8 protein-coding genes, 1 pseudogene and 1 riboswitch are annotated in these 11,804 nt (G+C 61.1%); of the genes and pseudogenes, 6 read left to right on the top strand and 3 right to left on the bottom strand.

The window, feature by feature from the left end; all coding sequences use genetic code 11:
• Positions 1–114 precede the first annotated feature (114 nt).
• A pseudogene (locus B9Z43_RS15805) lies at positions 115–1,626 on the bottom strand (long-chain fatty acid--CoA ligase); the annotation flags it as partial.
• Positions 1,627–1,774: 148 nt separating this feature from the next.
• Between B9Z43_RS15805 and B9Z43_RS15800 the strand changes: the two are divergent.
• The 6 genes from B9Z43_RS15800 (at position 1,775) to B9Z43_RS15775 (ending at position 9,089) form a co-directional block, all read left to right on the top strand.
• Positions 1,775–2,482 carry a Crp/Fnr family transcriptional regulator gene (locus B9Z43_RS15800; RefSeq protein ID WP_108326903.1) on the top strand — a complete coding sequence of 236 codons (708 nt, stop codon included), beginning with the start codon at positions 1,775–1,777 and terminating at the stop codon, positions 2,480–2,482.
• Between the two features lie 124 nt (positions 2,483–2,606).
• A complete protein-coding gene (locus B9Z43_RS15795) occupies positions 2,607–3,815 on the top strand; it encodes a sorbosone dehydrogenase family protein (RefSeq protein WP_108326915.1) in 1,209 nt (402 codons plus the stop codon).
• Entirely contained in the window at positions 3,805–4,443 is a 639-nt protein-coding gene (locus B9Z43_RS15790) for a c-type cytochrome (protein ID WP_233250131.1), read from the top strand. Before B9Z43_RS15795 ends, B9Z43_RS15790 begins: the two co-directional genes overlap by 11 nt.
• A gap of 70 nt (positions 4,444–4,513) precedes the next feature.
• Positions 4,514–5,422: a pseudouridine synthase gene (locus tag B9Z43_RS15785; protein ID WP_108326902.1), complete on the top strand. Its 909-nt coding sequence runs from the start codon at positions 4,514–4,516 to the stop codon at positions 5,420–5,422.
• A 75-nt stretch (positions 5,423–5,497) separates the two neighbouring features.
• Entirely contained in the window at positions 5,498–7,468 is a 1,971-nt protein-coding gene (gene htpG, locus B9Z43_RS15780; protein WP_108326901.1) for a molecular chaperone HtpG, read from the top strand.
• A 397-nt stretch (positions 7,469–7,865) separates the two neighbouring features.
• Positions 7,866–9,089 carry an MFS transporter gene (locus tag B9Z43_RS15775; RefSeq protein WP_108326900.1) on the top strand — a complete coding sequence of 408 codons (1,224 nt, stop codon included), beginning with the start codon at positions 7,866–7,868 and terminating at the stop codon, positions 9,087–9,089.
• Here the strand turns inward: B9Z43_RS15775 and B9Z43_RS15770 are convergent.
• Entirely contained in the window at positions 9,077–10,330 is a 1,254-nt protein-coding gene (locus B9Z43_RS15770) for a D-amino acid dehydrogenase (RefSeq protein WP_108326899.1), read from the bottom strand. The genes B9Z43_RS15775 and B9Z43_RS15770 overlap by 13 nt on opposite strands.
• A gap of 170 nt (positions 10,331–10,500) precedes the next feature.
• Positions 10,501–10,599, bottom strand: a riboswitch (glycine riboswitch).
• Positions 10,600–10,627: 28 nt separating this feature from the next.
• Positions 10,628–11,803, bottom strand: coding sequence for a M20 aminoacylase family protein (locus tag B9Z43_RS15765; protein WP_108326898.1), 1,176 nt, complete (start codon positions 11,801–11,803; stop codon positions 10,628–10,630).
• Position 11,804 lies beyond the last annotated feature (1 nt).

Genomic DNA, 11,804 nt, shown 5'->3' with positions numbered 1-11,804 from the left:
CTCAGCTCGATTGGGTATATTCCACCGGCTGAAGCTGAGGTGAACTACTACCGGCAACTAGCCGAGAGCAACGAGACCGAGGTCTCAACTTAAACCAACCAGCCTCCACGATACCCGGGGCGATTCATAAGCCACCACTTCCTTGATGAAGGGGAAGAACTTGAGCTTGTTCTCGACGTACTTGGGTGCGAACATCGCGCCGTCGTTGGCACCACCCAGCAGGCGGCCCACGTCTTTCACGCGGTCAATGATCTTGAGGTGACCGTGGCTGTCGATGAAGCCGGCATCGCTGGTGTGGTACCACCCATCGGCGGTCAACACTTCGGCGGTGGCTTCAGGATTCTTGTAATAGCCCTTGAGCAAGCCTGGCGACTTGACCAAGATCTCGCCGTTGTCAGCGACCTTGATCTCCACGCCCTTGCAAGGCACGCCCACGGTGTCGGCACGCGCTTCGTTGTCGGGCTGCAGGCACACAAACACGGCGGTTTCTGTCGAGCCATACAGCTGCTTGATGTTCACACCGATCGAACGGTAGAAGGTGAACAAGTCAGGACCGATCGCCTCACCGGCGGTGTAGGCCACGCGCACGCGGCTGAAACCCAGGTTGTTGCGCAATGGGCCGTAAACCAGGAAGTTGCCGATGGCGTATTTCAAACGGTCGACCAGACCGACAGATTGGCCGTCCATGAGGGCCGGGCCCACTTTTTTGGCCACACGCATGAAAGCATGGAACATCTTGCGCTTGAGGCTGCCGGCGTCTTCCATGCGGATCATGACGCTGGTGAGCATGCCTTCGAACACGCGAGGCGGCGCAAAGTAATAAGTCGGGCCAATTTCTTTCAGGTCGATGGTGACGGTGGCTACCGACTCGGGGCAGTTGACCACGTAACCACACACCAGCCACTGCGCGTAGCTGAAGATGTTCTGACCGATCCAGGCGGGCGGCATATAGGCCAGCACGTCTTCGGCACTCGTCAGCTTGTCGAATTCAGCGCCAGCTTGTGCGCGGTCGATCAGGCTGCTGTGGGTGTGCACCACGCCCTTGGGGTTACCTGTGGTGCCCGATGTGAAAAACATCGCGGCCACATCGCCGTTGCTGCCCTTTTGCACTTCGAGGTGGAAAAATTGCGGATGTTGGGCCATGAACACCTGACCGGCGGCGATCAACTCGTCCAGCGAACCCAAACCGTCTTCCACGTAATTGCGCAAACCGCGTGGATCATCATAAAAAATGTGGCTCAGCTGCGGGCACTGCTCGCGCACTTCCAGCATCTTGTCGACCTGTTCCTGGTCTTCCACCACACAAAAGCGCACTTCGGCGTTGGTGATGGGGAATACGCATTCAGCCGCTGCGGCATCTTGGTAGAGGTTGACGGGAATAGCACCCAGCGCCTGCGCCGCCAGCATGGTGGCCGACAAGCGGGGGCGGTTGGAGCCCACAATGATCATGTGCTCACCGCGCTGCAAGCCAGCTTGGTGCAAGCCGCAGGCGATGGCCTCGACCAGTTTGGCCAAATCCGCCCAGGGGGTGGTTTGCCAAATGCCATATTCTTTTTCACGCAAAGCCGGCGCGCTGGGGCGCTCGGCAGCATGCTTGAGCATCAATCGGGGAAACGTTGTTTGCATCACGTAGCCTGTCTCCAAAAGCGCTGCAGCAAAGGTGGCTGCAACTGAACTGATGCGGATAGTAGGCCTGCATTTGACGCCAAGTTGTCGTTTCGACGACAATTCAGGGAAGACCCCTATCACAACTGACCTGAGTCTGACACTTGCCATGGCCACCACACCCAGCGTCCACCAGCGCCGCCGCAGCCCGACCGCCGAAGAACTCACCAGCATCCCGTGGCTCAGTTTGCTGACGGCCAACGAGCGACAACAGATCGAATCCGAACTGGTGGTCAGCGACCCGCAGCCGGGTGACTACGTCTGCCGCGTTGGCCGGCCCGCCACCTACTGGTTTGGCGTCGTCTCGGGCCTGCTCAAGATGAGCAGCGACAACGAAAGCGGCCAGACCATGACCTTCACCGGTGTGCCGCCTGGCGGCTGGTTCGGCGAAGGCACCGCCCTCAAGCGCGAGATCTACCGTTACAACATCCAGCCCCTGCGCGCCAGCGTGGTGGCGGGCTTGCCGGTGGACACCTTTCACTGGTTGATCGACCACTCTCTGGGCTTCAACCGTTTCATCATGAACCAGCTCAATGAGCGCCTGGGCCAATTCATTGCCGCACGCGAGCTCGACCGCATGAACAACCCCGAACTGCGCCTGGCCCGCCACCTGGCTGCGTTGTTCAACCCGGTGCTGTTCTCGGGTGTGGGTGATGTGCTGCGCATCACCCAGCAAGAGCTGGCCTATCTGGTGGGTTTGTCGCGTCAACGCGTGAACGAAGCCCTCAAAGTGCTGGAAGAGCGGCAGCTCATCCGGGTGGAATACGGCGGCTTGCGGATTCTGGATTTGCAGGGGCTGCGCACGGCCTCTTTTTAAGGCAAACAACCATGTCATATGGGCGACGCAAAACCAATTGTCCTCAGCAATAACCCTGTATCTGGCGAGGATTGAGGCCACTACGCTTGCGCGTGTTCATTCGTCACCCCTCAGGAGCTTAATGATGTTCAAGAAAATCGCAGTCAGTGCCGCAGCTTTGGCGCTCGGGATCGGTCAAACGATGGCCCAAACAGCCGCGCCGGCCGCGCCCCCTCCAGCCTGGAAGCAAGGCATGAATGCCGACAACGCCAACTCCACCTTGGCGCCTTTGGCGGGCAAGCTGACCGTCACACCCGCTGCCGACATTCCCCTGAACAAGCTCAAATTGCCACCAGGCTTCAAGGCCGAAATCTGGTCCACTGGCACGCCTGGCATCCGAGCCATGAGCCGAGGCGAGAGCGGCAAGATTTACGCCGGCACACGCGGCCTGGGCCGCGTTTATGAAATCAGCGACAACGGCAAGGAGCGCACCAGCCGCGTGCTCGTGGACAAGCTGAACCAACCCGCCGTCACCTTGCACAAGGGCAACCTCTACGTCATGTCCGTTGACAAAGCCCTGCGTTTTGACAACATCGAAGCCAACCCCAATGCGCAGCCGGTGGACATGACCGCAGCGTTCAAGCTGCCACCACTGCAACACCACAACTGGAAGTACCTGAGCTTTGGTCCGGACGGCAAGCTGTATGTGCCTTTTGGCGCACCTTGCAACATCTGCGAGCCTGGTGCCGAATACGCCCAGATCCGCCGCTACAACGCCGACGGTTCGGGCATGGAAGTGATCGCCACTGGTGTGCGCAACACACAGGGCTTTGATTGGCATCCCGTCACCCAGGAAATGTGGTTCAGCGACCATGGCCGCGACTGGATGGGGGACAACGGCCCGGAAGACGAACTCAACCGCATGCCCAAAACCGGTCTGAACTTCGGTTTCCCTTACTGCCACGCCAATGGCATTCCTGACCGCGACATCGTCAAAGACAAAGCCTGCGATGGCGTGAACTTGCCCGTGACCACCATGGGACCCCACGCTGCCGTCATGGGCGTGAAGTTCTACACCGGCAACATGTTCCCAGCCGAATACAAAAACACCTTGTTTGTGGCGCGCAAAGGCTCTTGGAACCGCACGCAGAAGTTTGGCTATGACGTGGTCACCGTCACCACCGATGCGGATGGCAAAAACGCCAAGATCACGCCCTTCCTGACTGGCTTCAAAGACGACGCAGACAACAGCTTCTGGGGCCGCCCCACTTACATGCTGCAAATGCCCGATGGCTCCATGCTGGTCTCGGACGAGCAACTGGGCGCCATCTACCGCATCTCGTATGCCAAGTAAGCGCAAGCTGCACACCAGGGCAGCCGCCCTGGTGTTGAGCGCCGGCTTGACGGCCTGGCCGGTGCTGGCGCAAACCGCTGCACCGGCCGTTTCAGGCACAGCCCAAGTCAATGCCAGCATCAAAGCCCCCGAGCGCGCCGCCCTGTGCATGGCCTGCCATGGCCCTGGCGGTGTGTCACAAATCCCGGCCATCCCCTCCTTGGCCGCTCAGCCCCGTGTGTTCATTGAAAACCAGTTGGTGTTGATCCGCGAAGGCCTGCGCGACATACCGGCCATGAAGGGTTCGCTCGACGGTGTGCCCGATGCCGAATTGACCGCCCTGGCGCGCTACTTCTCGGCCCAGCCTGCACCCGCTCCAGCCAAAGGAACGGTAGATGCCCAAAGCTTTCAGCGCGGTAAAGAACTGGCCAAAGCGGCCCTGTGCGGCACCTGCCACCTGCCCAGCCACCAAGGCCGTGACCAAGTGCCACGACTGGCCAGCCAGCAAGAAGAGTTTTTGCGCAACGTGATGAAGGAATACCGCGACAACCCCGGCCCGGGCCGCGACACCGTCATGGCTGCAGCGCTTTACGGCATCAACGATGCGCAACTCAAGGACCTGGCGCACTTTTTTGCACACAGCCCCTGAAGGGTTCTGATCAAAAAAAGGGACAATGGTCACCCAGCCAATTTGGCCCCTTTTTTGATTCAGTACACCCATGACCCAGCCCCCGGCTTTTAAACGCGCCCCCCGCCCCGAAGGCAAAGGCGAAGCGGCTGCCCCCAGCGGCACCTCGCGCCTCAACAAACGCATGGCCGAGCTGCGCATGTGCTCGCGCCGCGAAGCCGATGCCTGGATCGAACAAGGCTGGGTCAAGGTCAATGGCCTGCCCGCCAGCATGGGCCAGCAAGTCACGCTGTCGGACCGCATCACCATCGACAAAGCCGCCGAGCAACAACAAGACCGGCAAGTGACTATTCTTTTGCACAAGCCCATGGGCTATGTGAGCGGCCAAGCCGAAGACGGGCACGAGCCGGCCATCACCCTCATCAACCCGCGCAGCCACTGGGGCGGCGACCCGTCCAAGCTGCGTTTCACACCACCCCACCTGCGCGGTTTGGCCCCGGCCGGACGCCTGGACATCGACTCCACGGGCTTGCTGGTGCTGACGCAAGACGGCCGCGTGGCGCGCCAGTTGATCGGCGAAGACTCGGAGATGGAAAAAGAGTACTTGGTGCGCGTGGCCTACACCGGCCACGAAAACACCGCCGCCGCCACCGCCGCGTCGGCCACCTATGGCGGCAAAGCCAACCAGCTGACCACCATTGGCGACTTCGACCGCGTCAGCGCCAACGTGCAAGCCGTGTTTCCCAAGGCACTGCTCGAGCGCCTGCGCCACGGACTGAGCCTGGATGGCAAACCCCTCAAACCCGCCAAAGTGGACTGGCAAAACCCCGAACAGCTGCGCTTTGTGCTGACCGAAGGCAAAAAGCGCCAGATCCGCCGCATGTGCGAACAAGTCGGCCTGAAAGTGGTGGGCCTCAAACGCATCCGCATGGGTGGCGTGCAGCTGGGCCAAATGCCGGCTGGGACCTGGCGCTACCTGGGGCCCAACGAGTCCTTCTGACCCCTCTTGAAACCCCGACCAACGCCCCTAACTGTGGGGCGTTTTGGTTTTTTGATTTTTACTTTTTGAATTGATATGAGCAAACAAACCCATGCCTTTCAGGCCGAAGTCGCGCAACTGCTGCACCTGGTCACGCATTCGCTGTATTCCAACCAAGAGATTTTCCTGCGCGAGCTGATCTCCAACGCGTCTGACGCCTGCGACAAGCTGCGCTTTGAAGCGCTGAACAACACCGCCCTGTACGAAGATGCGCCTGAGCTGCAAGTGCGCCTGTCTTTTGACAAAGCCGCCAAGACGCTGACCATCACCGACAACGGCATCGGCATGACGGCGCAAGAAGCCATTGACCACCTGGGCACGATCGCCAAGAGCGGCACCAAGGACTTCATGAGCAAGTTGAGCGGCGACCAAAAATCAGACGCGCAGCTGATCGGCCAGTTCGGTGTTGGCTTTTACTCGGGCTTCATCGTCGCGGAAAAAATCACCGTAGAAACCCGCCGTGCAGGCGCGGCAGCGGCCGAAGGCGTGCGCTGGATCAGCGGCGGCACAGGCGACTTTGAGGTCGAGACCATCACCCGCGCAGAGCGTGGCACCAGCGTGATCTTGCACCTGCGCGAAGAAGCGCTGGACTACGCCAACACCTGGAAGCTCAAGGAAATCGTCGGCAAATACTCCGACCACATCAGCCTGCCCATCTTGATGGAAAAGGAAGAGTGGCAAGACGGCGAGTTGATCGAGCCGAACAACGAAGAGGGTGGCCGCCAGCCCGGCGCCATGGTCAAGACCGGCGAGTGGGAAACCATCAACAAAGCCAGCGCTTTGTGGTCCCGCTCCAAGAAAGACATCAGCGACGAGCAGTACGCCGACTTCTACAAACAGATCAGCCGCGACTTTGAAGCCCCGCTGACCTGGACACACAACCGCGTGGAAGGCAGCACCGAATACACCCAGCTGCTCTACATCCCCAGCAAGGCCCCGCAAGACCTGTGGAACCGCGACAAGAAGGCGGGCATCAAGCTGTACGTCAAGCGCGTTTTCATCATGGACGAAGCCGAAGCGCTGATGCCCAGCTACCTGCGCTTTGTGAAGGGCGTGGTGGACTCGGCCGACCTGCCCCTGAACGTGAGCCGCGAATTGCTGCAAGAAAGCCGCGACGTCAAAGCCATCCGCGAAGGCTGCACCAAGCGTGTGTTGTCGATGCTGGAGGACCTGGCGAAGCACGACCAAGCCCCCGAGGCTGCTGCCGATGGCGTGACCGACGTTTTGAGTGAAGAAGACAAAGCCAAGCTCGGTCAGTATTCCAAGTTCTACGCTGAGTTCGGCGCGGTGCTCAAAGAAGGCTTGGGCGAAGACTTTGGCAACCAAGCGCGTTTGTCCAAACTGCTGCGTTTTGCCTCATCGACCCACGACACCGTGAGCGTCAGCTTTGCCGATTACAAAGCCCGCATGAAAGAAGGCCAAGACGCGATTTACTACATCACCGCCGACACCCTGGCGGCAGCCAAGAACAGCCCGCAACTCGAAGTCTTCAAGAAAAAGGGCATCGAGGTGCTGCTCATGACCGACCGCGTGGACGAGTGGGCGCTGAACTTTGTGCACGAGTTTGACGGCACCCCGTTGCAAAGCGTGGCCAAAGGCGCGTTCGACCTGGGCAAGCTGCAAGACGAAGAAGAAAAGAAAGCCGCCGAAGACGCGGCCGAAACCTTCAAACCCGTGCTGGCCAAGCTGAAAGAAGCGCTCAAAGACAAAGCCGAAGACGTGCGCGTGACCAGCCGCTTGGTCGACAGCCCCGCCTGCCTGGTGGTGACCGACGACGGCATGAGCATGCAACTGGCCCGCATGCTCAAACAAGCCGGCCAAAGCGCCCCTGAAGTCAAGCCCGTGCTCGAAGTCAACCCCGAACACGCGCTGGTCAAAAAACTCGACGGCTCGGTCCACTTCCACGACCTGGCCCACATCCTGTTTGACCAGGCACTGTTGGCCGAAGGCGGTTTGCCCGCTGACCCTGCGGCTTATGTGAAGCGGGTGAATGCGCTGCTGAGTTGATCGCGCCGTGTCATCCCGGACTTGATCCGGGATCCACGTCCCCTCTTTGTCATCCCGGACCTGATCCGGGATTCACGTCACCTTGCGTCATCCCGGACTTGACCCGGGATCCATGCAGACCTGTGTCGTAGCCAAGGCACCGAAGATGGACCCCGGGTCAAGCCCGGGGTGACACATCAACACCCCAGGGTGACACATCAAACCCCGAAGTGACGCAACAACACCCCGAAGTGACACATCAATAACCGGGATGACACATCAACAGCTCTGGGACTCCTCAACGGCCTGAGGTGGCACATCAACAGCGCCGGATGACACCTCAACGGTGCCTGCCCATCATCCAAGTCCAGTAACCGACAAGACAAGTCCTCCCCGGCTCATCGGCTAAATTGCCCCGATGAACACCCTCCCCGCCGACCCTTCCCTCATCGATTCCCGCCAGGCCGCCTGGCGCTTGCTGATCACCTTGGGGCTGGTGGTGCTGGGCAACAGCAGCATGTACATCGTCTCGGTGGTGCTGCCGGTGGTGCAGGCCGAGTTTGGGGTGGGCCGGGCCGATGCCTCGTTGCCTTACACGCTGATGATGATCAGCCTGGGCTTGGGCGGATTGCTCACGGGTCGCATGGCCGATCGGCACGGGCTGATGCCGGTGCTGTGGGTGGGAGCGCTGGCGGTGTGTGGGGGCTTTGTCTGGGCGGGCATGTCGGGCAGCATCTGGGCCTTTGGTCTGGCGCATGCGCTGATGGGGTTCATCGGCAGTTCATCGACCTTTGCGCCGCTGATGGCCGACACCGCTTTGTGGTGGAACCGCCGCCGAGGCATAGCAGTGGCCATTTGCGCCAGTGGCAATTACATTGCGGGCACGATTTGGCCGCCCTTGGTGCAGCGCGGCATCGAGACTTTGGGCTGGCGTCAGACCTACATCATGCTGGGCATTTTTTGCGGTGTGGGCATGTTCTTGCTGGCCACACGCATGCGCCAACGCCCACCGCTGGTGACGCTGGCACCGGCCAACGCCGCAGCGCCTGTGCTGGACCGCAGTCGGCCGTTTGGCCTCAAGCCTTCTGTGGCGCAGGGTTTGCTGTGTGTGGCGGGTGTGGCGTGTTGTGTGGCCATGTCCATGCCGCAGGTGCACATCGTGGCCTATTGCACCGACTTGGGATTTGGCGCGGCACGCGGGGCGGAGATGCTTTCACTCATGCTGGCCAGCGGCATCGTCAGCCGACTGGTGTTTGGCGTGATCAGCGACCGCATTGGGGGCATCCGCACTTTGCTGCTGGGCTCCATGCTGCAGGGCGTGGCGCTGTTGATGTTCTTGCCTTTTGATGGCTTGGTGCCGCTGTACCTGGTGTCGGCCATGTTCGGCCTGTTTCAAGGCGGCATCGTGCCCGCTTACGCGATCATCATCCGCGAACACTTTGACCCCAAAGAAGCCGGCGCCCGGGTGGGCGCCGTCATCATGGCCACGCTGCTGGGCATGGCCTTGGGGGGTTGGATGTCCGGCTGGGTGTTCGATGTGACCGGCAGCTACCACGCGGCCTTTTTGAATGGCATCGCGTGGAACCTGCTCAACCTGTGCATCGCCAGCTGGCTGTTTTGGCGGGTGCGTCAGGCGGGCTGAAACACAGCGGCCAGCTGCACCGAGCGGCTGGCTTCTTGCACCACATTGCCCACCATGTCGGCGGTCACGGCCGACAGCGTCCAGCCCAGGTGGCCGTGGCCGGTGTTGTAGAACACGTTGGCTTTGCTGCCGCGACCGACGCGGGGCATCATGTTGGGCATCATGGGGCGCAGGCCGGCCCATGGCACCACCGAGCGGGTGTTGATCTTGGGGAAGCACTGCTCCACCCACTCGATCAAGGGGCGGATGCGGTCAGCGCGGATGTCACGGTCCACACCGTTGAACTCGGCCGTGCCCGCCACGCGGAAACGGTTGAGCCCCAAGCGGCTGGTGACCAGCTTGGTTTCGTCGTCCAGCAAGCTCACGTTGGGGGCCCCTGCCTGGCTTTGTTCGTCGTTCAGGTTGACGGTGATCGAATAGCCTTTGACAGGGTAGATGTTGACGCGGTCACCCAGTTGCGAGGCGAAGTCGCGGCTGGCCACACCGGCGCAGACCACCATGCCGTCGAAGGTGTGCACTACGCTGCCTTCATCGCCATCCACCGTGATGACGGCTTGCTGGCCATCGCTGCGCACCGACTTGACGTCTTGACCGTACAAGGTCTTCACGCCCAGGCGCTCAGCTGCTGCAGCCAGGCCGTTGGTGAACTTGTGGATGTCACCGGTCGAGTCGCTTTCGGTGAAGTAGCCACCGTAATAAGTGCCCGCCAAGGTGGGCTCGATGGCCTTCATTTCTTCGGGCGTCACAGCGCGGCGTGGCAAGCCGCCTTTGGCCAGCATTTGCGAGACGCGACCAGCATGGTCAAAGCCCTTCTTGTCACGGTAGATGTGCAAGATGCCTTCTTTTTTCAGATCGAAGTCGATGCCCTCTTCTTGCGCCCAGGCAAACAGGTGCTGGCGTGCCGCCACGGCCAGGCGGGCGGTCTCGACGGTGTTGCGCTCGTAATGGGGCATGGCCGCGATGAACTCGGCAAACCACGACAGCTTGTGCCAAGTGGGTGCGGGGTTGACCAACAAAGGCGCATCGCTTTTGAGCATCCACTTGATGCCCTTGAGGATGGTGGACCAGTGGGTCCAGACTTCGGCGTTGGAGGCCGACAGCTGACCGCCGTTGGCAAAAGAGGTTTCCATCGCGGCGTAGCGATGGCGCTCGAACAAGGTGACGGCAAAGCCGCGTTTGGCCAGGGAATAAGCGGTGGTGACGCCGGTGATGCCGCCGCCAATAACTGCAATGGTTTTCATGAAAGTGAGCTTTCCAAGACGTCAAAGGATGGGGCCACCGCATGCAAGCCGCATGTCGGTGGCGCCCCCTCTGTATCAGGACCTGAGAGATTCACGACGCGCACGGGGGCGCATCGCTTGCTCCTTCGGTGCACTGGCGGACGATGACGCCAGCAGCTCTTCAGAGAATTGGCATGTGACCGGTCCTTTGGCCTGAGAGTTTCCGGGGCGGTTGCTCCTTCGGCGCTGCCTGCCGCTGGCGCGGTGGCAGTCTCTCCCGATCACATGTCGACACAAGGTCGATGGTTTTAATTGATTTTAAACGGCGAGGTAGGCCTGAACAAGCGCGACCCAATAAGAAGCGCCCGTGGCGATGTTCTCATCGTTGAAGTCATACGCCGGGTTGTGCACCATGCACGCGCCGGCCGAATCGCCGTCGCCATTGCCAATCAGCAAATAACTGCCCGGCACTTTTTCCAGCATGAAGGCGAAGTCTTCACTGCCCGTGATCGGTGGGCCGTTCAAGGTGACGCGCTCAGGCCCCACCAAGTCAAGCGCCACTTGGCGGGCAAATTCGGTTTGCGCCGTGTGGTTGACCAGCACGCAATAGCCTTGCCGCCACGCCACATCGGCACGCACGCCAAAGCTCTCGGCTTGCGCCGTCACCAGCGCCTTGATGCGTTGCTCCAGCAACTGGCGCACCTGCGGGTCGAGCGCACGCACGCTCAGCTCCAAAGTGGCCAGCGCCGGGATCACGTTGTTGGCCTGGCCCGCATGCAAAGCGCCCACGGTGACCACGGCGGTGTGCAGCGGGTCCACATTGCGCGAGACGATGGTCTGCAAAGCCATCACGATGGACGAGGCTGCCACCAGCGGATCGGCCGCGCGGTGCGGCATGGCGCCGTGGCCGCCGGTGCCGTGGATGCGGATGGTGACGTAATCGCTCGACGCCATGGCCGCGCCATCGCGGAACACAAAGTGCCCCACCGGCGTGCCGGGCATGTTGTGCATGGCAAACACGGCGTCGCAGGGGTGGTGCTCGAACAAGCCATCGTCCATCATGCGGACCGCACCGCCACCGCCTTCTTCGGCCGGCTGAAAAATCAGGTTCAGCGTGCCGTCAAATTCAGGCGCTTGCGCGATGGCTTTGGCCGCGGCCAACAGCATCGCGGTGTGGCCATCGTGCCCGCAAGCGTGCATCAGGCCTTGGCGCGTGCTGGCCCATTCGGCGCCGGTGGCTTCCTGAATGGGCAAGGCGTCCATGTCGGCGCGGATGCCGAGCTTGCGCTCGCTGCTGCCGCGCTTCAAAGTGCCCACCACACCCGTTCCGCCCAAACCGCGGTGCACCTGGTAGCCCCAGCTTTGCAGCTTGGCCGCCACCAGGTCCGAGGTGCGGTGTTCTTCAAACGCCAACTCGGGGTGGCTGTGGATGTCACGCCGCAGCTGGATGAATTCGCCCACCCTTTCGGTGAGCGCATCGCGCAAATAGGTCATG

The sequence above is a fragment of the Limnohabitans sp. MMS-10A-192 genome, from assembly GCF_003063335.1.
GTDB lineage: Bacteria > Pseudomonadota > Gammaproteobacteria > Burkholderiales > Burkholderiaceae_C > Limnohabitans_A.
The sequence above is the reverse complement of the archived record's forward strand: the minus strand, read 5'-3'. Positions and strand labels throughout refer to the sequence as shown.

Bases quoted from the DNA above. Each gene is read 5' to 3' on its own strand.
- htpG (WP_108326901.1), top strand. From the start codon at position 5,498: ATGAGCAAACAAACCCATGCCTTTCAGGCCGAAGTCGCGCAACTGCTG.
- B9Z43_RS15770 (WP_108326899.1), bottom strand. From the start codon at position 10,330: ATGAAAACCATTGCAGTTATTGGCGGCGGCATCACCGGCGTCACCACC.
- B9Z43_RS15785 (WP_108326902.1), top strand. From the start codon at position 4,514: ATGACCCAGCCCCCGGCTTTTAAACGCGCCCCCCGCCCCGAAGGCAAA.
- B9Z43_RS15775 (WP_108326900.1), top strand. From the start codon at position 7,866: ATGAACACCCTCCCCGCCGACCCTTCCCTCATCGATTCCCGCCAGGCC.
- B9Z43_RS15795 (WP_108326915.1), top strand. From the start codon at position 2,607: ATGTTCAAGAAAATCGCAGTCAGTGCCGCAGCTTTGGCGCTCGGGATC.
- B9Z43_RS15800 (WP_108326903.1), top strand. From the start codon at position 1,775: ATGGCCACCACACCCAGCGTCCACCAGCGCCGCCGCAGCCCGACCGCC.
- B9Z43_RS15790 (WP_233250131.1), top strand. From the start codon at position 3,805: ATGCCAAGTAAGCGCAAGCTGCACACCAGGGCAGCCGCCCTGGTGTTG.
- B9Z43_RS15765 (WP_108326898.1), bottom strand. From the start codon at position 11,803: ATGACCTATTTGCGCGATGCGCTCACCGAAAGGGTGGGCGAATTCATC.